Genomic DNA, 21,307 nt, shown 5'->3' with positions numbered 1-21,307 from the left:
GTGGAACGCAATTTCTTATAAGAAAGGCTTCACATCACCCACGCCTTCACGCACCACGACTGGTGTGTCATCAGTGAGATCGATAACCGTTGTCGGTTTCTGTCCGAGGTAGCCGCCGTGAATAATCAAATCTACCTGTTTTTCCAGACGATCTTTAATTTCTTCCGGATCGGATTCGGTAAATTCACTGCCAGGTAGCATCAGCGAGGTAGAAAGCATCGGTTCACCCAGCACCTCAAGTAATGCCTGGGCGATGGGGTTAGATGGCACGCGCATACCAATGGTTTTACGTTTTTCCTGCAACAGTCGGCGCGGCACCTCTTTCGTTCCCTTCAGGATAAAGGTGTAGTTACCTGGCGTGTTGTTTTTCATCAGGCGAAACGCGACGTTATCAACAAAGGAATAGGTCGAGAGTTCGGAAAGATCACGACACATCAGGGTAAAGTTGTGACCGTCCGGCAACTGGCGAATGCGACAAATACGCTCCATCGCGTTTTTATCTTCAATTTTACAGCCCAGTGCGTAGCCTGAATCGGTAGGATAAACAATCACCCCACCTTTACGCACAATCTCCACCGCCTGGTTGATCAGACGCTGTTGCGGATTATCTGGATGGATATAAAAAAACTGACTCATACTTCCCTCTCTGTCTTGTTCTGTGGCTGTTCCCAAAGCTGCCAGACGCCTTCAACGCCTGCGGGCAGCCAGAGTTTACGCCCCAGTTCAATCCACGGGCACGGCTGATGAAAATCAGAGCCTTGTGATGCCCATAAATGGTGCTGGCGTACAAGTGTCGCCAGTTGGGTGCGTTCATTGGGCGATTGCTGGCATTGCGCGACTTCCATCGCGTCGCCGTGATGTTCGGCAAAATGCGCAACCAATCTTTTCAGCCATTTAGCACTAAGATTGTACCGCCCTGGATGAGCCAGCACCGCCTTACCGCCAGAATGATGAATGACATCAATAGCTTGTTCTATTGTACACCACTGTGGCGGAACGTATCCGGTTTTCCCGCGCGCCAGATATTTTTTAAAGACGTCCGCCATTGAACTGGCTTTGCCACACTCGACCAGAAAACGAGCAAAATGTCCGCGAGTTACCGCGCCGCCCTGCGCTAGTCTTCGCGCCCCTTCCAGCGCGCCCGGTATTTGCGCTTTTTCCAGCCTTTCTGCGATTAACTGCGCCCGCTGATTACGCCGTTCAGTTTGCTGTGCCAGGAATTCACACATTGCCGGATGAGAAATATCAATATTCAACCCGACAATATGAATTTCATGATTTTCCCATACGGTGGAAATTTCCACGCCAGGAATAAGATTCAGTGCCAGTCCCGAACGTGAAATTTCTTCTCTTGCTGGCGAGATCCCTGCCGTGGTGTCATGGTCGGTGATCGCCAGGGTGCCGACGCGCATTTCTGCGGCACGGTGTACCAGCGCTTCCGGTGTCAGGCAGCCATCGGAAGCCGTAGTATGGCTGTGCAGGTCATAAATGACTGCGTAATTCGTGTCGCTCAAGGCGCACTCCCATTTTGGATAATGTTTTTTGCGTCGTCATCATAACGGTTCTGGCAAATATTCTGAAATGAGCTGTTGACAATTAACTATCGAACTAGTTAACTAGTACGCAAGTTCACGTAAAAAGGGTATCGACAATGAAAGCGATTTTCGTACTGAAAGGTTGGTGGCGCACTTCCTGAAACGGGCAGTGTATTCACCATGCGTAAAGCAACCAGATACCCAGCCCGCCTAATGAGCGGGCTTTTTTTTGAACAAAATTAGAGAATAACAATGCAAACACAAAAACCGACTCTCGAACTGTTAACCTGCGCAGGTGCTTATCGCGATAATCCGACCGCGCTTTTTCACCAGTTGTGCGGAGCACGTTCTGCTACGCTGCTGCTGGAATCGGCAGATATTGACAGCAAAGATGATCTGAAAAGTCTGCTGTTAGTGGATAGTGCGCTGCGTATTACCGCATTAGGTGACACTGTCACAATTAAAGCGCTAACTGACAATGGGACATCTCTGCTTGCATTGCTGGATAGCACTCTGCCTGCTGGCGTAGAAAATGAACAATCGCCAGATTGTCGCGTGCTGCGTTTTCCGCCCGTCAGCACTCTTTTGGATGAAGATGCCCGTTTATGCTCCCTTTCGGTTTTTGACACTTTTCGTTTGTTGCAGGATCTGGTGAATGTGCCGAAGGAAGAACGAGAAGCGATGTTCTTTGGCGGCCTGTTCTCTTACGACCTGGTCGCAGGATTTGAAGATTTACCGCAACTGGCGGCTGAAAATAACTGCCCTGATTTCTGTTTTTATCTTGCTGAAACGCTGATGGTGATTGACCATCAGAAGAAAAGCACACGCATCCAGGCCAGCCTTTTTGGTCAGAATGAAGAAGAAAAACAGCGCCTCACTGCTCGCCTGAACGAACTTCGCCAGCAACTCACCGAAATCGCGCCGCCACTGCCAGTGGTTTCCGTGCCGCATATGCGTTGTGAATGTAATCAGAGCGATGAAGAGTTCGGCGGTGTCGTGCGTTCGTTGCAAAAAGCGATTCGCGCCGGAGAGATTTTCCAGGTCGTGCCATCTCGCCGTTTCTCACTGCCCTGCCCGTCACCGCTGGCAGCTTATTACGTGCTGAAAAAGAGTAACCCCAGCCCGTACATGTTTTTTATGCAGGATGATGATTTCACTCTGTTCGGCGCGTCGCCGGAAAGTTCACTCAAATACGACGCCACCAGTCGTCAGATTGAAATCTACCCGATTGCCGGAACACGCCCACGCGGTCGTCGCGCCGATGGTTCACTGGACAGAGACCTCGACAGCCGGATTGAACTATCGATGCGTACCGACCATAAAGAGCTTTCCGAGCATCTGATGCTGGTGGATCTTGCCCGTAACGACCTCGCACGCATTTGCACCCCCGGCAGCCGCTACGTAGCCGACCTCACCAAAGTTGACCGTTATTCCTACGTGATGCACCTCGTCTCCCGCGTGGTCGGTGAACTGCGCCACGACCTTGACGCCCTGCACGCTTACCGCGCCTGTATGAATATGGGCACGTTAAGCGGTGCGCCGAAAGTGCGCGCCATGCAGTTAATTGCCGAAGCAGAAGGTCGTCGACGCGGCAGCTACGGCGGCGCGGTAGGTTATTTCACCGCGCACGGCGATCTCGATACCTGCATTGTCATCCGTTCGGCGCTGGTGGAAAACGGCGTCGCTACCGTGCAAGCCGGTGCTGGCGTGGTGCTTGATTCTGTTCCGCAGTCGGAAGCCGACGAAACCCGTAATAAAGCCCGCGCTGTACTGCGCGCTATCGCCACCGCGCATCATGCACAGGAGATTTTCTGATGGCTGACATTCTGCTGCTCGATAATATCGACTCTTTTACTTACAACCTGGCAGATCAGTTGCGCAGCAATGGTCATAACGTGGTGATTTACCGCAACCATATTCCGGCGCAAACCTTAATTGAACGTCTGGCGACGATGAGCAATCCGGTGCTGATGCTTTCACCCGGCCCCGGTGTGCCGAGTGAAGCCGGGTGTATGCCGGAGCTACTCACCCGTCTGCGTGGCAAGCTGCCGATTATCGGTATTTGCCTCGGTCATCAGGCGATTGTCGAGGCTTACGGCGGTTATGTCGGCCAGGCGGGGGAAATACTCCACGGCAAAGCTTCCAGTATTGAACATGATGGTCAGGCGATGTTTGCCGGGTTAAGCAACCCGCTGCCGGTGGCGCGTTATCACTCGCTGGTTGGCAGTAACATTCCGGCCGGTTTAACCATCAACGCCCATTTTAATGGCATGGTGATGGCGGTGCGTCATGATGCAGATCGCGTTTGCGGTTTCCAGTTCCATCCGGAATCGATTCTCACCACCCAGGGCGCACAACTGCTGGAGCAAACGCTGGCGTGGGCGCAACAGAAGCTGGAACCGGCCAACACGCTGCAACCGATTCTGGAAAAGCTGTATCAGGCACAGACGCTTAGCCAGCAGGAGAGCCACCTGTTGTTTTCAGCCGTAGTTCGCGGCGAACTGAAGTCCGAACAACTGGCGGCGGCGCTGGTGAGCATGAAAATTCGCGGCGAGCACCCGAATGAAATCGCCGGGGCGGCAACTGCCCTGCTGGAAAATGCTGCGCCGTTCCCGCGACCTGATTATCTGTTTGCCGATATCGTCGGCACCGGCGGTGACGGCAGCAACAGCATCAACATATCTACCGCCAGTGCTTTTGTCGCCGCGGCTTGTGGACTGAAAGTTGCGAAACACGGCAACCGCAGCGTTTCCAGTAAATCCGGTTCGTCCGATCTGCTGGCAGCATTTGGTATTAACCTGGATATGAATGCCGATAAATCGCGCCAGGCGCTGGACGAGTTAGGTGTCTGTTTCCTCTTCGCGCCGAAGTACCACAGCGGTTTTCGCCACGCGATGCCAGTTCGCCAGCAACTGAAAACCCGCACCCTGTTTAACGTGCTGGGGCCATTGATTAACCCGGCGCATCCGCCGCTGGCGTTAATAGGTGTTTATAGCCCGGAACTGGTACTGCCTATTGCCGAAACCCTGCGCGTACTGGGGTATCAACGTGCAGCAGTGGTGCATAGCGGCGGAATGGATGAAGTTTCTTTGCACGCGCCAACGATTGTTGCGGAATTGCACGATGGAGAAATCAAAAGTTATCAACTGACTGCTGAAGATTTTGGCCTGACGCCCTACCACCAGGAGCAACTGGCTGGTGGGACTCCGGAAGAAAACCGTGACATTTTAACACGCTTGTTACAAGGTAAAGGTGACGCCGCTCATGAAGCAGCCGTCGCGGCGAATGTCGCCATGTTAATGCGCCTGCATGGCCATGAAGATCTGCAAGCCAATGCGCAAACCGTTCTTGCGGTACTGCGCAGTGGTTCCGCTTACGACAGAGTCACCGCACTGGCGGCACGAGGGTAAATGATGCAAACCGTTTTAGCGAAAATTGTCGCAGACAAGGCGATTTGGGTAGAAGCCCGCAAACAGCAACAACCGCTGGCCAGTTTCCAGAATGAAATTCAGCCGAGCACACGACATTTTTATGATGCGCTGCAGGGCGCACGCACCGCGTTTATTCTGGAGTGCAAAAAAGCATCGCCGTCAAAAGGTGTGATCCGTGATGATTTCGATCCTGCACGTATTGCCTCCATTTATAAACATTACGCTTCAGCAATTTCGGTGCTGACTGATGAAAAATATTTCCAGGGGAGTTTTGATTTCCTCCCTATTGTCAGCCAAATCGCACCACAGCCAATTTTATGTAAAGACTTTATTATCGACCCTTACCAGATCTATCTGGCTCGCTATTATCAGGCTGATGCCTGCTTATTAATGCTTTCAGTGCTGGACGATGAACAGTATCGCCAGCTCTCCGCCGTCGCCCATAGTCTGGGTATGGGCGTGCTGACCGAAGTCAGTAATGAAGAGGAACTGGAACGCGCCATTGTGCTGGGAGCAAAAGTCGTTGGCATCAACAACCGCGATCTGCGTGATTTGTCGATTGATCTCAACCGTACCCGTGAGCTTGCGCCGAAACTGGGGCACAACGTGACGGTGATCAGCGAATCCGGAATCAATACTTATGCTCAGGTGCGCGAGTTGAGCCACTTTGCTAACGGCTTTCTGATTGGTTCGGCGCTGATGGCCCATGACGATTTGAACGCCGCCGTGCGTCGGGTGTTACTGGGTGAGAATAAAGTGTGTGGCCTGACTCGTGGGCAAGATGCCAGAGCGGCTTATGACGCTGGTGCTATTTACGGCGGATTGATTTTTGTTGCCACATCACCGCGCTATATCAGCGTTGAACAGGCGCTGGAAGTGATAGCTGCAGCACCATTGCAATATGTCGGCGTGTTCCGCAATCACGATATTAATGAGGTCGTTGATAAAGCGAATACCCTGGCATTGGCGGCAGTACAACTGCATGGCAGTGAAGATCAGGGGTATATCGACGCCCTACGTGACGCTCTGCCTGAAAATGTTGCCATCTGGAAAGCATTAAGCGTCGGTGAAGTCCTGCCTGCACGCGATCTTCAGTTCGTCGATAAATATATTTTCGACAACGGCCAGGGCGGCAGCGGACAACGTTTCGACTGGTCACTGTTACATGGTCAATCGCTAAGCAACGTTCTGCTGGCGGGTGGTTTAGGCGCAGATAACTGCGTGGAAGCGGCACAAACCGGCTGCGCCGGGCTTGATTTTAATTCTGCTGTAGAGTCTCAACCGGGCATTAAAGATGCACGCGTTTTGGCCTCGGTTTTCCAGACACTGCGCGCATATTAAGGAAAGGAACAATGACAACATTACTTAACCCCTATTTTGGTGAATTTGGCGGCATGTACGTGCCACAAATCCTGATGCCTGCTCTGCGCCAACTGGAAGAAGCCTTCGTCAGCGCGCAAAAAGATCCTGAGTTTCAGGCGCAGTTTAACGACCTGCTGAAAAATTATGCCGGGCGTCCGACCGCACTCACCAAATGCCAGAACATCACGGCGGGAACTAACACCACGCTGTACCTGAAACGTGAAGATTTACTCCACGGCGGCGCGCATAAAACCAACCAGGTGTTGGGGCAGGCATTGTTGGCAAAGCGGATGGGTAAAACCGAAATCATCGCGGAAACCGGGGCCGGTCAGCATGGTGTGGCTTCTGCGCTTGCCAGCGCCCTGCTCGGTCTGAAATGTCGCATCTATATGGGTGCCAAAGATGTCGAACGCCAGTCGCCAAACGTTTTTCGGATGCGCTTAATGGGTGCAGAAGTGATTCCTGTACATAGCGGTTCCGCAACACTGAAAGATGCCTGTAACGAGGCGTTACGCGACTGGTCTGGTAGCTACGAAACTGCTCACTATATGCTGGGTACTGCTGCCGGCCCGCACCCTTACCCAACCATTGTGCGAGAGTTCCAGCGGATGATTGGCGAAGAAACGAAAGCGCAAATTCTGGAAAGAGAAGGTCGCCTGCCGGATGCCGTCATTGCCTGCGTTGGCGGCGGCTCGAATGCTATCGGTATGTTTGCTGATTTCATTAATGAAACTGACGTCGGTCTGATAGGTGTTGAGCCAGGTGGTCATGGCATCGAAACCGGCGAGCACGGTGCACCGTTGAAACATGGTCGCGTGGGCATCTATTTCGGTATGAAATCACCGATGATGCAGACCGAAGACGGGCAGATTGAAGAGTCTTACTCCATTTCTGCCGGTCTGGATTTCCCGTCCGTCGGCCCACAACATGCGTATCTCAACAGCATTGGGCGCGCAGATTACGTTTCAATTACCGATGATGAAGCACTGGAAGCGTTCAAAACACTGTGCCTGCATGAAGGGATCATCCCGGCGCTGGAATCCTCCCACGCCCTTGCCCATGCACTAAAAATGATGCGCGAAGCCCCAGAGAAAGAGCAACTGCTGGTGGTTAACCTTTCTGGCCGCGGCGATAAAGACATCTTCACCGTTCACGATATTTTGAAAGCACGAGGGGAAATCTGATGGAACGCTATGAAACTCTGTTTGCCCAATTGAAGGAGCGCAACGAAGGCGCATTTGTTCCTTTTGTTACCCTCGGTGACCCCGGCATTGAACAGTCGCTGAAAATTATCGATGCCTTGATTGAAGCAGGTGCCGACGCGCTGGAGTTGGGCATTCCTTTCTCCGACCCGCTGGCTGATGGGCCAACTATTCAAAACGCGACCCTGCGGGCTTTTGCCGCAGGCGTAACTCCGGCTCAGTGTTTTGAAATGCTGGCGCTGATTCGCCAGAAGCACCCAACCATTCCCATTGGCCTGCTGATGTATGCCAATCTGGTATTTAACAAAGGCATTGATGAGTTTTATGCGCAGTGCGAGAAAGTCGGCGTCGATTCAGTGCTGGTTGCTGATGTACCTGTAGAAGAGTCCGCGCCTTTCCGCCAGGCCGCGTTGCGCCATAACGTCGCACCTATCTTCATCTGTCCGCCGAATGCCGACGATGATTTGCTGCGCCAGATTGCCTCTTATGGTCGTGGCTATACCTATTTGTTGTCGCGTGCGGGTGTGACGGGTGCGGAAAACCGCGCGGCATTACCGCTTAATCATCTGGTCACGAAGCTGAAAGAGTATAACGCTGCGCCTCCATTACAAGGGTTCGGTATCTCCGCGTCGGAACAGGTAAAAGCGGCGATTGAGGCAGGCGCTGCGGGGGCTATTTCTGGGTCAGCAATTGTGAAAATCATTGAGCAACATATTAATCAGCCAGAGAAAATGCTGGCAGAGCTGAAAACGTTTGTTCGCCCGATGAAAGACGCCACGCGTCTTTGAGACTGATGACAAATGCAAAACTACCTGATGCGCTACGCTTATCTGGCCTGCATACACCATACAATACATTGATTTTTCAATATTTTGTAAGCCAAACAAGACGTTCACACCGCATCCGGCATCAACAAACCGCCAGAAAGTATCTGGCGGTTTGTTGATAGCAAAGAATTAAAAACGATAACCCGCAGAGAACATAAACACCCACGGGTCAAGGCGCACATGGTCAGAATAATGTCCTGCCGGCAGTACTGCGCCGTTGGATTTATATTTCACGTCGGTATCGATATCCATGTACCAGACCGGCAGGTTTTAAAAAATCAAATAAGATATTGTATCTGAAAGAAAAAACAGGATTTTGAGATGCTTTTTTATACCGTTTTTCAGCGTTTTTAACTGCCTGATTTTATTGAAATCTTTTTTAGTTTTGCAGAAAGGATTTTTTGCTCAATTGATTTGATTTTATACATTCCTGATAACGAAAATTTTTGCCCATTGACAGTTTTTGTCCCCCGGGGCTATATTCCCCACGCAACCGCAAAATCGGTTGTCGGGATTGGCGTCCCGGATGTTTACGGAGCGATATGAGACGCGCCCGCGTCTTTTTTCATATCGTATGCACAGTCACATTCGCGATTTATGGCGGGCTGTGTGGGGGAGCCGAAAGGCTCGCCGGTTTCCGTACCCGGTTACGCCAACCCTGCACAGTTCGCCACCAGTTCGATTGGCGTCGTCGGTGGCGATAATTTCTAAATGTACGGAGTTATCGTTATGGCCACTCAAATCTCTGTTGAAACTCTCTCCCCGATCACCCATAACCAGATCCCTGTTATTACCACCGAACTTTTGGCGCAGCTTTATGGCACCGAAATTCTGAATATCCAGGTTAACTTCACCAGAAACAAAGAGCGTTTTGTCGAAGGAAAGCACTTTTTTAAAGCATCGGGTGAAGAATTAAAAAATTTGCGACTTACTTTAAGTAAGTCACAAAACCCCATATCTCCCAAAGCCCGCTCCCTCATCCTATGGACAGAACGCGGGGCAGCTCGCCACGCAAAAATGCTCGAAACCGATCAGGCGTGGGAAGTGTTCGAAAAACTCGAAGACTGTTATTTCAGCCAAAAACAACCACCAGCAGCACAAAACTCCGCCACCAAAAATGATGGATTCGCATTACTGATCCACTTCGATAAACACGGTCAGGTCGAGTTCACGGAAAAAGTCCCCGCCGATGCGATGGTATGCACTCTGGAGCGGTTTAAATTTTATCTGGAGCAACACGGCTGGATCGTTGCCCGTAAAGAACAACTGGTGGAACGGTTGATGCGGTTTTAATGAATGCAAAACCCCGGATGATCACCGGGGTTAATTTTATCGAGCGTGATTGCCGCTAATCGTCATCTCTCTGATTGAGCTTAAATCATCCAGATTATTCAGTTCATCCTGCATTTCCCACTGATAACATTGCCCCCAACAACAACCAGCCCCCTTCTGAAACTGTATTTTGGGCAATGTATGCACGATAAGTTTATATATTGATATCAATAAATTCAGCTATTTATGAAATTTATTAAAAAACATAAAAACACTAAACATAACTATATGAGCAGGATACTTTTTTTGATTAAAGACAACAAAACAACCCCAAAAATATTGACACAAAAGCTCAGGTAAATATATTTGCAGTTTCTCAGAAACTAGGAGAGCAAGTAAAATGTTGAAATTAAATAAAGCAACCATTTCTTTATTAGCTGTCTTTGCATTAAGTGGGTGTCAGTCTACTGCAGAACATCTTGCTGCAGATGTTTATGACACCACTCAGGTTAATTCCAAACAAGAAACCAAAATGATAACTATCATTTCGGTTCTTCCTGCAAAAATTGCTGTGGACAACAAAGAAAATAAAGAAGCAGCACAAACATTCGGTGCTGTAGTTGGTGCCGTTGCTGGAGGAGTAATTGGACATAACACCAAAAGTGGTTCGAAACTGGCAACCACCGCAGGGGCTGTAGGTGGAACCGCACTTGGTGCAGCCGCTGGTTCATTAGTCAAAGATAAAACAATTGTTGAAGGCGTTTCTCTAACATACAAAGAAGGTACAAAAGTTTATACATCGACTCAAGTTGGTAGAGCTTGCCAATTTGCACCTGGATTAGCAGCCATGATTTCAACTAAAGAAAACGAAACACGTATTCAACCAAATGCAACATGCCCTGATAATAAATAATGGCCATTTCAGATGACACGTCTTGCTTTATATATACTATTAGCTTTGCCGTGCCTAAGCACTTTTTACGTTAACGCGTCTTCTTTACAGGAACAATTAGCGGCTATTGCGCGAGCCGAAAATGAAGGTAAAGCCGAAGAAAAACGTATTGAAGATGCACGTAAAGAACAAGAGCGCCAACGTGCCAATGCGGAAAGGATTCGCAAAGAGAAAGCAGCGGCTATGGCAGCAGCAAAAGAAAAACAACGACGAGCGGCTGAGTTTGAGCGTAAAGCTAAGCTCGAAGCGGAGATGGCGGCAGATAAAAAACGCGATCAAGATTATGAAGATCAATTACGCCAACTTGAGCTAGAAAACCGAAAACTCGAACTCGAAGCTAAAAGGGCCAGGGTAAATAGAGCAAACGATTTTCTGGACCAAGAACTCAAGGAGCGGGCTGCACAAACTGACGTTATTCAATCAGAAGCGGATGCTCGGCGTAATATTTCAACTGGTACCAAAGAATTGTTGCAAAGTGAGGGAAAAGCACGAGAGAGTAAAGCTGATAGCTGGTGGTAATAAATAGTGAGGGGCGCCCCCTCACTACTCTATGATATGACAACTTGTTATTTGCATTTTCTGAGCTAATTACTGCTAATTGCAATCGCTCTAATTGAGCGCAAATCATCCAAGTTATTCAGTTCTTCTTTCATCTCCCGCTGCCGACGATAAATCTCGTCGTTGCGATTGACCTGCGCCTGCGCCAGTGCTGCCGCCAGTTCTTCAAGTTCCTGCATCGACAGTTTCACCTGTTGATTATCAGCGTCGCCCCACGCAAGGGCGGTTCGTGCCGTATCAGATTTTGCAGCCATTACCACCGGATAGAGACGGGCCAGTGAGTCTGGGCCAGCATTCCAGGTGCGACCGTTCCATTCGAACGTGAACGGCTGCGCCTCCTGTTCTGTGCGCCAGGCTTCGATTTCCTGGCGTTTGGCATCTTTTGCCGCTGCGATAAGTTCAGGCGTGACGGTGAATGGGGCGATTTTCCCCCACTTGCCGCTCTGTAACTCTTCCCAGATGCGCTGGCCTGTCGGGGCGCTATCGTCCTGCATGGCGGTATACGGGACGAATTCCGTTTCACCTTCAAATAACACCTCGCAGTCAACCGCACCATTTTCGAGATAATGGGCGTTTCTGATGCCCTTTACTGCTCTGATTTTCATGTTTTATTCCCCGTTACTCGATGCGCACAAACAGGCAGATACGACCGCTTGTTCCGTAAGAGTCCCTGACCCCGGATAACGCCATATAACGCCCCGGAAAAGTGTACCCTGTAGCTCCTGCACTCGGTGTGGAACCGTAGGAGCCAGCCCCCGCAGAAGATATTGTGCACGAAAGATTAACTCCGCCCAGTTGTGACCCTGGCACCACATCACCCAGGCCAATTTTGATTTCTTTATCCCCGGAAGTTGTTCCGCGATAAACAGCAAGCACCGGAACACCCACTGCCGGGTATTTGAAATATGAGCCTGAGCCTGCTGTCCGGGACAGTAAGAACGCCAGCGAATCGCCGTCGTAAATGACAGGGCTTACTGTTGCATTCCAGTTGTTTCCACTCCAGCGGTAAGTCAGACGATGAATACTGTGCTCACCTTCGTAATACTGGTTAAAACACAGCAGCATTTTGAATTTACGCGTTGTGTCCGATTCATCGTTATCAAAAGGCGACCACATCACATCAATGATGCCGTTAAATTTTGTGGTGCCTGCCAGTAGTGTGGAAGAGTCCGCAATACTGACCGCATAACGCCCCGGGGTGGCCTCTTTCAGCCATTCAGCAAAATCGGCCTGTCCGTCAAACGCCAGAGCGTCGGTGCTGGCAAATGCCTGACCGAATCCGTACATGCCGGACAGTGCCAGTCTGCCTGGTGTGCGGTCGCGGATATCGCTCTGGGGCTCCATCGTCGCAGCCGCTTTCAGTTCAAGCTCCGTGCGCATGGCTTCAGGCGTGTCCAGTGCCAGTAATGCGCGGGCTTTTTCTGACAGCTGCGCCAGTAAAATCCGGCCCTCTGCACTGAAATAAGGCAGCGTGTTTTCTTCCGGTGTTATCTGGCTGACCGCCGTTAACACGTCATTAAGCGGCTGTTTACCCGCCAGCGCCTTAGTGACAGTCGTCGCAAAATTAGGGTCGTTGCCCAGCGCCGCTGCCAGCTCGTTCAGTGTGTCCAGGGCTTCCGGGGACGAGTCAACCAGCGCGGCGAGCAGTTTGCGGACAAATGCCGCGTTCGCCATCTCCAGCCCGGTCGCATCGTCCGGCGGGGTTGGTGTGGTTGGCGTACCTGTGAACGCCGGGCTGTCCAGTGGCGCTTTTGTTTTCGTCTCGTCCATGACGGTTTTGACGGCTTTTGGCGTGGCTGCCAGTTCTTCGCTGTCGTTGTCTGTATCACTACAGAGTTGCACCAGGCCTTTTTCTGTCGTGGAAGCATTGCCTCCCTTCAGGTCATCAACTATCCGTTGCGCCTCGTCCCTGTGCTGTTTCGCATTCTGCTCGCTTTTTGCTGCCGCTTCTGCGCTGGCCTTTGCCTCGCCGGTCAGCGTTGCGGCTTCACCGAGTTTATCAACAGCCTTATCGACGATTTTGTCTGCGTCCTTAACGGCCTGCTCTGCGCGGGCCGCATCCTGTGTGGCAGATGATGCCAGCTGTGCCACCTGCTTTTTATCTTCGGCAACGGCTTCTGCATTCTGCTGTACGTTATCCGCCAGCGTCTGGCAGTCGCTCTTAATCTTCTGCGCATCAGCGACATGTTGCCCGGCCTGTTGTTCGCTTTCCGCTGCCACTTCCGCGCTCTGCTGCGCCTGCGCCACCATTTCCTCAAAGCGTTTCACCACATCGGGTTTGAGGTCGCCTTCATCAAGGGCGGTCAGAAAATCGTTCAACGTGCCAGGCTTTGAGTCATCGTATACAGCAATATCGCCAACACAGTACTCGTCGCGCCAGTCCTGTTTCAGATATACGCAATATTTTCCGGTCTGCGCCTTAAAACAGTACTCGCCACAGTTTCCTGTCACCACGTCGGCAACTGTGCGCATCACCACCTCTGAGGTGTTTACCCGGGATTTCAGAATTATGTGGCATCCGGACATGGGGATGCCTGCGCCATCTATCAGCGCACCTGATATCACTACAGACATAGTTTTTCTCGCGATTAATTAAATCAGGAAGAGGCTTCCGGAGAGACAGGCCATTCAATGGCTCTGTATGAGGTTTTATCGGTGATAGTGCTGAAATCCAGCGCCTGCAGCGATTTCGCGTACATCCGCCAGGCTTTCAGCTTTTCTTTGTCTTCGTCGCTGATTAACCCCAGCAGCAGGTCTTTTTCCCATTCAGCAGTTAACCGACTTACATCCTTGAGCTTACTCACCCGCTCATCTTCTGCCTTTTTACCGTAGTCAAATATGAATTTGTCATCCCGGTAAAACCAGTAACCTGAGGCATCAATTTGTCGGTTCGCTGTGTTATCGGTAATTTCAATCACGCTCCGGTTTCTGGGATTAATTGACGCAGCATCTTTTCCAACCCAGGTAACTTTCCCTGTATCCAGATATTCAACTTTTAATGTGTCAGGTGAAAAATTTTTCTGGATTTCATACCAGTTTTCACCGGATTCTGTATACAACCACTCGACGCCATACCTTTTGGTCAGTTCGTATTGTTCGGCTGTTTTCGGATTGCCCGACGTAATATTTTTTAAATGCAACATAATTACATACTCGCGACGTTATACCAGGTTCCGTTAATCAGTTTCTGAAGCGGTCGGATAAACCACCCGTCGGCAGAGTTATCCCAGTCTCCGTAGCAGTAGCCACCCACACTGACATAACCAGAGGGAGCCAGGTTTGAGCCTGTACTGCCCATCTGTTGATAACCGCCAAGGCGCACGTCCTGCACACCTTCTGATTTGGTCTTATAACGGGCATCAAAATTGCTGTAATTACCCGGTATAACCTGACCTCCTCCGGCGGTGATATTTCCGCTGGAAACGTTTACCCCCCCGCTGACAGTCAGCCCGTTGCCCATCGTGACTGCGCCAGTGGCATTATTTATACAGAATGGCCTTAGTCCGTTATAGCTCCCCATGCTGTCGCCAGCATTGGTCAACATAAAATATGTGTTCGACCCGTCGTTTCTGACAAAAAAACCGTAATTACCATAAGCAATACGAAAGCCGTTTGCTGATTTTGATACAACCTCACCATTGATGATGGCATTCACCAGAACATACAGCGCATCCCATTTGAGATTCATCAGGTCTTTGGTTGTGGTTCCAGACTTACTCCGCCACTTGAAATATTCGTTTCCATTATCCCCCGCTTCAAACCACAGATATGAATCGGTGTCTGAATCCGAATCATTTTTAAACCCAATCTTTGCCCAATCTGTATTTCGAATCCACGCAAGGATTGAGTCATTTTCAAACGTCAAATCACCACTCATGGTGTCACCATCACGCTGAACGGCATTTTTTGCCTTGTCCACCGTGGGTTTTAATCCGAGGTTTTCGACAGCCTCATCCCTGTCTTCCACATCCGAAAGATTCCTGTCCTGTCGCAGAAACAGACCATCTCCGGTTGCCACATTCAGTGTGACCTGCGCACTTTCAGCCACTGCCAGCCGGAACTGCAGTGTGGCTGTCACACCATTTTTCGGTTTCTCAATGGCAGCACAACTTCCGACGGCATAAAGCTCACCATCACTGGTCAGCAGCCCCGCTTCCCTGACCGTAAATCCCCCCACGCCCTCCGGCAGCACTAGATACGCAATAAACTGGTTTTCCTGCTCAGGCGAGACCGCCAGACGTGATATGGTGCCGCGATAAACTTCCCTGACCAGAGCCGTCTGCCCTGCCTCTGGCGTGACAGCATTTCCGTTTCCGTCTCCCACCACAAACCCGTCCAGTACCACCGGCGCACCACCCGCCGCAGACGCGGCCTCCAGCGCCTTTCCCCTGTTTGTCAGAATACTGCAATGTTTCGTGGTCACGTTATTCTCCCGCCTCAATCACCACATCAATATGCGCGGTCACCGCGCCACCAACATAAAACTGGCTGTCCTTTCCGATATTCGTATTTACGTCAATGGTGCTCAGACCGCTGCGTAAATTCTTGGCCTTAATGACCAGCGTCCTGACCCGACTGTAAAGCACACTGTCAGCCCCTTCCCGCAAAAACAGCTCCACACGAAAAGTGTACGGTTTTTTGCGCGGTGAATCCTGCCACCACTCTTTGATTGCTGCCGGAACACCAACCGCACTGAGCGCCCGCAACACTGCCCCCGCCGTCCCCCGGTGCTGATGCACATATGCCGCATCACGTAAAATCTGCCGCTTCTGCTCTTCGCTCCAGTCGTCCTGCCAGAAATCCACAGCAAACTCCCATGCCAGCCACGGCAACAGATGCAACGGACAGGTATCCGGATTTTTCACCTTTCTGACCATATCCGCATCAAGCGTCAGGATACTTTCTGTTGTGGCCTGCTCCTGTGACCGCTCCGGCCTGACAGCGGAAGGCGGCAGAAGTGAGCGAAACGTCTCTGTCATCACCACATCTCTCTGCGCGTCACATTAACGGCGGCACAACGGGGAGCCGTACCGGTTGCCGGTTCAATATCGGCCCGGGGACTGGACAGAATAACCCGCGCCACACCGGACTGTTGCAGTGCTGCGTAAATAGCGGACAGCGGCACCATGCCATTAATCCGGTTTGCCAGCCGGGTATAAGACATCAGCGTGTTTTTCGCATTTTCCAGCACTTCACCGGCATCCGGACCGTCCGGTATTTCCAGCTCAGCCGTCACGGTATAGTCATTAATAATGGCGCTTTTCACCGTCACAAAATCCGTCAGCGGACGAATTTCATCAGCATTCAGCCGCGCACTGACCGCATCCAGCAACGCCTCGCTGGCAGTGCCATTTCCTTCACGGGACAATACGTAGACATCCACCTCCCCCGCACGCCCGTGCTCTTCCGGACCATAGGCATCAGCATCCAGCACATTTTCATCAGCAGAGCGGGCATGAAAACGATAAGCATTGCGGGCGCCTGCAGTATTCAGTTGCGACCAGGACAACTGAATGCGTTCGCGAAAAGCGTCGTCCTCTTCCATAACCGCATCCGTCGGAGGCACGGCATCCGGATTTGCCGGAACAATCACCATACGTCCGACATTGAACGCCGCGCCAATCTGATCGAGATCGGCATTCTGCGCACTTGCCAGAAAAACGGCCCGCACAGCATCATTCACCCGCTGAAAAGCCAGGGTAAGCTGAAAGGCTGTCACTTCGCCCTGCTTGTAAGCCGGGTCGGATTCCACCAGGGCATCAAATTCAGGATCCAGTTCGCGCAGACGTGCCAGCCAGGCCCCGAAAATCACCGCCGCATCAGGCACCACGATGGCATCCGGTACGGGCAAATCCGAAAGATTGATCACATCATAACTTTCTGCCATAAACGGTTATTCCTCCTGTTGTCACCTGTGTACCGGTTTCCGTATTCGTCCCCATGATATCCACCACACATCCGGCCTCATCCTCCGGAAACGTTACGATCACTTTTGACACTTTCAGCCGGGGCTCCCAGCGTGCCAGCGCCGTCGCCGTGGCAGCTATTATGCGCAGCCTCAACAGGTCATCCCGGGGAGAGTCCAGCAATTCAAAAAGATCGCTGCCGTAATCCCTGACCAGAACACGGCTTCCCACTGGCGTGTTCAGAATATCGCTGACAGACTGGCGCAGATGCGCCGCACCGGACAGACGCTTCCCTGTCCGGCAGTTCACACCATTCATGATTATTTTTTTCCCGATCCGATACCAAAATAATCCGGCCCTGTTTTATCACCGGATTTTTTGTCTGATTTACTGGCGTTTTTGATTTCAGCCACCAGATTAAACGTGAAGGTAAAGCCTGAAGATGAGAGGGAAAAAAACAGTGATTCCACGAGCCAGCGGCGATCTTCCCGCTTACCAAATCCGGATGTCACCACGCCGGATTCGGCGGTCATGGCAACATATGAAGGACGGCACGGCCCTGTCAGCGTCATTTTCCGGCTGTTGCGTTGCGCCTGTGTTTTTTTCGATTTTGCCTGTTGTTCAGCCGTTTCCTTTTCCGGTTGCGTGTACGGACTGGTTACAGACGAGCCGTCATGCTCCACGGTTGCCGTTTTGGTTCGCCCGTCAGCCTTGTCAAAATAACGAACCGTGATTTTTTCTTTCTTCTTTTTTTTATCTCCACCGCCGCCAGAGCTCCCCCGTTCACCTTCCTGATAATTCCAGGATGACACCACGGAAGGTGTCAGCGTCACGGTCTTCAGGGGCGCGCCCGATACGGTGGTTCCGGCACCCTGCTCCAGAAACAACCAGTAACCTCCGGCAGGTTTACTGACGGCGTTATACGTCCGGGCAAGGCGGGACAACAGGCTGGCATCCGATTCTGCCACCTGATCCACATGGGTAATGCGGATCCCCGCCAGCTTCTCCGCCACCCGGGCCTTCAGTCCGTTTTCCGTGGCAACAGTTTTCACCAGATCACCCAGCGTGAGATTATCCCAGCTGCGTGTTTTCTGATTCAGCACATCACCGGACTGCTTTTCCGCATTCATGGGGGCAGCGGTAGCATAAATCTCGATCCGCCGCGGCGGGCCGCTGCTGCTCACGCCGCACACCACAAACCAGCCCTTGTCCACCAGATTACCGTTAAACCCCATCGCCACCCGCAGACGCGCCCCCTTTGTCGGCAGGGGCAGTGTTTCAGAAAGCAGCGTGATTTTCAGTTCATCAGATTTGGCGGTGGCTCCGCCGTAATCCGTCAGAGTGATATCCACAAGATAACGGGCCAGCACCCGCGTGATATCCCGCCCTTCAGCTGTCACCCGATACGCCGGGCAGAATTCCCGGACGGTCGTGGCAATGGTTTCCTGTTTTTCCTCACTGTTCAGGGACTCCTGATACGCAGCATTTATTGCCTGCAGCTGTTCGGATAATGACGTCATCATCTCCTCCCTTAATCCCACAGGCTGTATGGCGACTCAGACACCTGTTGTGTGATTTCAGGCAACACAATCCGGATCCCCGCCGGATAAACCGCGCCCTTCTCTGCCAACCCCTGATTGGCCTCCAGCACAAGAGTGAGCACGGCAGACAGATTTTCCGTGCCGTAATGCGTGGCGCAAATCGCATCAAGCACATCCCCGTCACGGGTTATCCAGATCGTCGGCATAATGTTTCAGCTCCAGACTCCACTTTTTGTTACGGTGCCCACCACCAGGTAAAAAGCAGTCGGTGGAATCAGAAAAACGCTCCACCACCCACCATCCCAGCACATCACCTTCTCCACTGACCAGCAGTTGCGGCTCAGCCTTATTTGCCAGGTCATACAGCGTGTTCACCGCCTCCGTCCCTGACTTCCCCAAAAAGGCGTGCGATTCCCCTTCAAGGCGGACGGTTCGCCCGTTTTTCCCGGTGTACTGCAGCAGACTCTGCTGCCCGATACGCGACTGCTCGCTCCAGGTCCACCCGGCCTCACGGGTCAGCTGGTTATATGCCGTGGTATCCACGGAAAAGGCGAAATCCCCCAGCATCAGCATGACTCTGGCATCTGCAGCACCACGGAGATAACTGTTGTAACGCTGAAGGCTGTCTTCAGCGAGAGCAATAACCGAACCCACACTCACCAGACACTTCCTCCATCCCACAACGCATTATTACCACTGAAGGCCGGGTTGTTTTTCGTCATTCCGGCAATGGCGTCCGCAATACCCTGTTCGCTCTGTCCGGGCTGCGCAACAATGTTGAAGTTATAATTCTTCACACTGTTGTCATTCAGCTGTGCGCCGGACTGTCCGCCCTCAACAGGAATAGCCTGCACGGCAGCCTGCCATGCCCCCGCACTGGCAAAAGGATCATCCTGTTTTCCGGCGGATCCTGCCGGCAGCGAAAAATCGAACGTTTTTTCCGGCGTGAGGTAACTGTTCACCGATTCATGAAACGCATCCGTATCCACAATGCCCATAAAGCCCTTCGCGGCGTTGTATTTTTCACGGACACTCTTTTCAAAATCGGGATTATTTTTCAGTTGCCCGTCAAGCCACGCATCCTGCCCGCTGTTCCGGGCCACTGTCCGGGCAGCGGTCATGTCACCACGCCCGACATACTCCAGAATCTGCTTCTGATCGCCCTGTTCATCCGGTAACAACCAGGAGAGCTTTTTGGCTGCTGCAAAAATGATTTTTCCGACAAAAATGACGCCTTCGCCAAACTTCAGGGCTGCCGGATACAGGGTGTCCCTCAGAAAAGACACAACCTTTTTAATGCCTCCACCTTTAAACCACTCTGCCAGGTCACCCGCTGTCTGTTGTATAGCGGGAGCCAGCTCTGCGCCCAGTTGTCCGGAAATTTCTGCAACCGCAGAAGAAAAAACCTGCTGCAAATCAGAAACAGCCTTGTTTCCGGCAAGTGCGCCAGCCACCCCCTCTTTTGTCACCAGATTATATTTATCCTGCTCAGCCAGCAGTTCCTGAAAACTTTTTCCTGAACGTTTGATCAGCATCAGCAGTTTACTGGCTTCACCACCAAACAATGCATCCAGCGCAAAAGATGCCTTTGATTCATCTTCCAGAGACAGCGCCCTGTCGATAATTTTTTCGAACTGCGACGAATCACTCAGTCCGGCAAGATCGCCCTCCTTAAATCCCAGCGTTTCAAAGGCGTCAGAAAGCGAACTCTGCTTGCCATTTTGTTTATATTCCCCGGCCTTATGCAGGTATTCCTCAAACAGATCTCCGATATTATCGCCGGTCATATCGTACTGTTTTGCCAGGGCGTCCCAGTTCATGTACGTACGGGTATCCACGCCATACGCAGTCGCTTTACCCGCCGTTTCAGCCGTCTGCGCATTCATGGCTGCCGGAGCAATCAGCGCACCAAGTGCCGTGGTCACGGCACCGCCCCCCATCGCCAGACCGGCATTCCAGGCAAATTTGCCGGTTCCGGCAAGCAGACTTTTTCCCTTCCCCATAAAACGTCCGAGCCGATCGCGACGCTCAAGGCTCCGGTTCAGTTTTTTCTGGGCCGCATCCGCTTTCTTAATTTCAGCAGTGAGCCGGGCGTATTCATCCTCCATCGACTTAAAACGTTTCCCTGCCAGCGCCGCCCGCTTCATTTCTGCTGCCAGCTCTGCCTGCTCCTTACGCAAACGCGCAGCCTGCTGCTCCACATCCTGCAGATTTTTTCGCAGATCCGTCGCCGAACGACGCCACGAACTGTCCAGTTTGCCCCCGAACGACACGGTGGCCTTAAGATTCTGACTTACGCTTCCCACGTTTTACCGCCTCCACTTCATCCAGTAAAAATGCCGTAAACACACTGAACGGCATGGACAGATAATCGGAAAGAGGAAAATGCAGCCGCCGCCCGAGAAACCTTAACCCTCTGAAGATTTCGGTTTCGGTCGCTTCCCGGGTGGCAGCATAAAAACATTAAAGGCATCCGTCAGCTGGGCATAATCCGCTGCGGTCAGCAGCCAGATATCCTGCTCACTCAGATTACAAAGCTGCGCAATCATACGCGCCTCTTTTTCCTCCTCTGTTCCCCGGTCTTTGGTGAAGGCAATGCGATCGCGCACCAGCGGTTCGCGCATGGTGATGTGTTCCAGCACAGCCCCGCCCCCCAGAGTGACAGGTGTGTACAGTGTGATGGTGCGGGTTTCACCCGGAATATTCATAATCTGCTCCTTA

At 51.8% G+C, this 21,307-nt stretch carries 23 protein-coding genes, 1 pseudogene and 1 other annotated feature; of the genes and pseudogenes, 9 read left to right on the top strand and 15 right to left on the bottom strand.

Features of this window, described 5'->3' with window-relative positions; all coding sequences use genetic code 11:
* Window positions 1-15 precede the first annotated feature (15 nt).
* On the bottom strand, window positions 16-636 hold the full coding sequence (locus BEA93_RS05695) for an L-threonylcarbamoyladenylate synthase (protein WP_001516499.1): 621 nt from the start codon (window positions 634-636) through the stop codon (window positions 16-18).
* Entirely contained in the window at window positions 633-1,514 is an 882-nt protein-coding gene (gene rnm / locus BEA93_RS05690; RefSeq protein ID WP_001285652.1) for an RNase RNM, read from the bottom strand. The genes BEA93_RS05695 and rnm overlap by 4 nt, the downstream gene beginning before the upstream one ends.
* A 137-nt stretch (window positions 1,515-1,651) precedes the next feature.
* Between rnm and trpL the strand changes: the two genes are divergently transcribed.
* The 6 genes from trpL to trpA all read left to right on the top strand — a co-directional run bounded on the left by trpL (window position 1,652) and on the right by trpA (window position 8,318).
* Entirely contained in the window at window positions 1,652-1,696 is a 45-nt protein-coding gene (gene trpL, locus BEA93_RS05685; protein ID WP_001700591.1) for a trp operon leader peptide, read from the top strand.
* Window positions 1,673-1,766: a sequence feature (Trp leader region), on the top strand. (Overlaps the previous gene by 24 nt.)
* A 21-nt stretch (window positions 1,767-1,787) precedes the next feature.
* Window positions 1,788-3,350, top strand: a complete 1,563-nt coding sequence (trpE, locus tag BEA93_RS05680) for an anthranilate synthase component I (RefSeq protein WP_001194558.1) — start codon at window positions 1,788-1,790, stop codon at window positions 3,348-3,350.
* Entirely contained in the window at window positions 3,350-4,945 is a 1,596-nt protein-coding gene (trpD, locus tag BEA93_RS05675; RefSeq protein ID WP_000763504.1) for a bifunctional anthranilate synthase glutamate amidotransferase component TrpG/anthranilate phosphoribosyltransferase TrpD, read from the top strand. The genes trpE and trpD overlap by 1 nt, the downstream gene beginning before the upstream one ends.
* Window positions 4,946-6,307, top strand: a complete 1,362-nt coding sequence (gene trpCF / locus BEA93_RS05670; protein ID WP_172954570.1) for a bifunctional indole-3-glycerol-phosphate synthase TrpC/phosphoribosylanthranilate isomerase TrpF — start codon at window positions 4,946-4,948, stop codon at window positions 6,305-6,307.
* Window positions 6,308-6,318: 11 nt separating this feature from the next.
* Window positions 6,319-7,512 (top strand): tryptophan synthase subunit beta, encoded by a 1,194-nt coding sequence (gene trpB / locus BEA93_RS05665; protein ID WP_000209515.1) that lies wholly within the window; start codon window positions 6,319-6,321, stop codon window positions 7,510-7,512.
* Window positions 7,512-8,318, top strand: a complete 807-nt coding sequence (gene trpA / locus BEA93_RS05660) for a tryptophan synthase subunit alpha (protein WP_105224592.1) — start codon at window positions 7,512-7,514, stop codon at window positions 8,316-8,318. The genes trpB and trpA overlap by 1 nt, the downstream gene beginning before the upstream one ends.
* A gap of 168 nt (window positions 8,319-8,486) precedes the next feature.
* On the opposite strand, the pseudogene BEA93_RS05655 reads toward trpA, so the two are convergent.
* Window positions 8,487-8,627, bottom strand: a pseudogene (locus BEA93_RS05655) (OmpW family outer membrane protein); the annotation flags it as partial.
* A 459-nt stretch (window positions 8,628-9,086) separates the two neighbouring features.
* Here BEA93_RS05655 and BEA93_RS05650 point away from each other — a divergent pair.
* The 3 genes from BEA93_RS05650 to BEA93_RS05635 all read left to right on the top strand — a co-directional run bounded on the left by BEA93_RS05650 (window position 9,087) and on the right by BEA93_RS05635 (window position 11,100).
* Window positions 9,087-9,650, top strand: coding sequence for an ORF6N domain-containing protein (locus tag BEA93_RS05650; RefSeq protein WP_000235320.1), 564 nt, complete (start codon window positions 9,087-9,089; stop codon window positions 9,648-9,650).
* Between the two features lie 379 nt (window positions 9,651-10,029).
* Window positions 10,030-10,542, top strand: a complete 513-nt coding sequence (locus tag BEA93_RS05640; RefSeq protein WP_000916153.1) for a glycine zipper 2TM domain-containing protein — start codon at window positions 10,030-10,032, stop codon at window positions 10,540-10,542.
* A gap of 12 nt (window positions 10,543-10,554) precedes the next feature.
* Window positions 10,555-11,100, top strand: coding sequence for a DUF5384 family protein (locus BEA93_RS05635; protein ID WP_000197383.1), 546 nt, complete (start codon window positions 10,555-10,557; stop codon window positions 11,098-11,100).
* A gap of 65 nt (window positions 11,101-11,165) precedes the next feature.
* Here BEA93_RS05635 and BEA93_RS05630 read toward each other — a convergent pair whose 3' ends face one another.
* The 12 genes from BEA93_RS05630 to BEA93_RS05575 all read right to left on the bottom strand — a co-directional run bounded on the left by BEA93_RS05630 (window position 11,166) and on the right by BEA93_RS05575 (window position 21,294).
* A complete protein-coding gene (locus BEA93_RS05630; RefSeq protein WP_105267622.1) occupies window positions 11,166-11,744 on the bottom strand; it encodes a DUF4376 domain-containing protein in 579 nt (192 codons plus the stop codon).
* A 13-nt stretch (window positions 11,745-11,757) separates the two neighbouring features.
* Window positions 11,758-13,713, bottom strand: coding sequence for a prophage tail fiber N-terminal domain-containing protein (locus tag BEA93_RS05625; RefSeq protein WP_105267621.1), 1,956 nt, complete (start codon window positions 13,711-13,713; stop codon window positions 11,758-11,760).
* 23 nt (window positions 13,714-13,736) lie between these two features.
* Window positions 13,737-14,282: a tail fiber assembly protein gene (locus tag BEA93_RS05620; RefSeq protein WP_000902891.1), complete on the bottom strand. Its 546-nt coding sequence runs from the start codon at window positions 14,280-14,282 to the stop codon at window positions 13,737-13,739.
* 2 nt (window positions 14,283-14,284) lie between these two features.
* Window positions 14,285-15,562 (bottom strand): phage tail protein, encoded by a 1,278-nt coding sequence (locus BEA93_RS05615; RefSeq protein WP_105224475.1) that lies wholly within the window; start codon window positions 15,560-15,562, stop codon window positions 14,285-14,287.
* A gap of 1 nt (window position 15,563) precedes the next feature.
* Window positions 15,564-16,118 carry a phage tail protein I gene (locus BEA93_RS05610; protein ID WP_105224474.1) on the bottom strand — a complete coding sequence of 185 codons (555 nt, stop codon included), beginning with the start codon at window positions 16,116-16,118 and terminating at the stop codon, window positions 15,564-15,566.
* Window positions 16,118-17,026 carry a baseplate assembly protein gene (locus tag BEA93_RS05605; RefSeq protein WP_000852138.1) on the bottom strand — a complete coding sequence of 303 codons (909 nt, stop codon included), beginning with the start codon at window positions 17,024-17,026 and terminating at the stop codon, window positions 16,118-16,120. The genes BEA93_RS05610 and BEA93_RS05605 overlap by 1 nt, the downstream gene beginning before the upstream one ends.
* A complete protein-coding gene (locus tag BEA93_RS05600) occupies window positions 17,010-17,363 on the bottom strand; it encodes a GPW/gp25 family protein (RefSeq protein WP_105224473.1) in 354 nt (117 codons plus the stop codon). The genes BEA93_RS05605 and BEA93_RS05600 overlap by 17 nt, the downstream gene beginning before the upstream one ends.
* A gap of 2 nt (window positions 17,364-17,365) precedes the next feature.
* The gene (locus BEA93_RS05595; RefSeq protein WP_105224472.1) at window positions 17,366-18,565 is read right to left on the bottom strand and encodes a contractile injection system protein, VgrG/Pvc8 family; all 1,200 of its coding nucleotides are present in this window, start codon (window positions 18,563-18,565) and stop codon (window positions 17,366-17,368) included.
* A gap of 11 nt (window positions 18,566-18,576) precedes the next feature.
* Entirely contained in the window at window positions 18,577-18,792 is a 216-nt protein-coding gene (locus BEA93_RS05590; RefSeq protein ID WP_001142387.1) for a tail protein X, read from the bottom strand.
* Window positions 18,767-19,246 carry a phage tail protein gene (locus tag BEA93_RS05585; protein ID WP_105224471.1) on the bottom strand — a complete coding sequence of 160 codons (480 nt, stop codon included), beginning with the start codon at window positions 19,244-19,246 and terminating at the stop codon, window positions 18,767-18,769. Before BEA93_RS05585 ends, BEA93_RS05590 begins: the two co-directional genes overlap by 26 nt.
* Complete coding sequence (locus tag BEA93_RS05580) at window positions 19,243-20,892, bottom strand: hypothetical protein (RefSeq protein WP_105224470.1); 1,650 nt, start codon at window positions 20,890-20,892, stop codon at window positions 19,243-19,245. The genes BEA93_RS05585 and BEA93_RS05580 overlap by 4 nt, the downstream gene beginning before the upstream one ends.
* Window positions 20,893-20,994: 102 nt before the next feature.
* Entirely contained in the window at window positions 20,995-21,294 is a 300-nt protein-coding gene (locus BEA93_RS05575) for a phage tail assembly protein (RefSeq protein ID WP_001025007.1), read from the bottom strand.
* Window positions 21,295-21,307: the final 13 nt, after the last annotated feature.

It is taken from the genome of Escherichia sp. MOD1-EC5950, from assembly GCF_002965345.1.
Classification (GTDB): Bacteria; Pseudomonadota; Gammaproteobacteria; order Enterobacterales; family Enterobacteriaceae; genus Escherichia; species Escherichia marmotae.
This window is presented reverse-complemented; position numbering and strand designations above follow the sequence as displayed.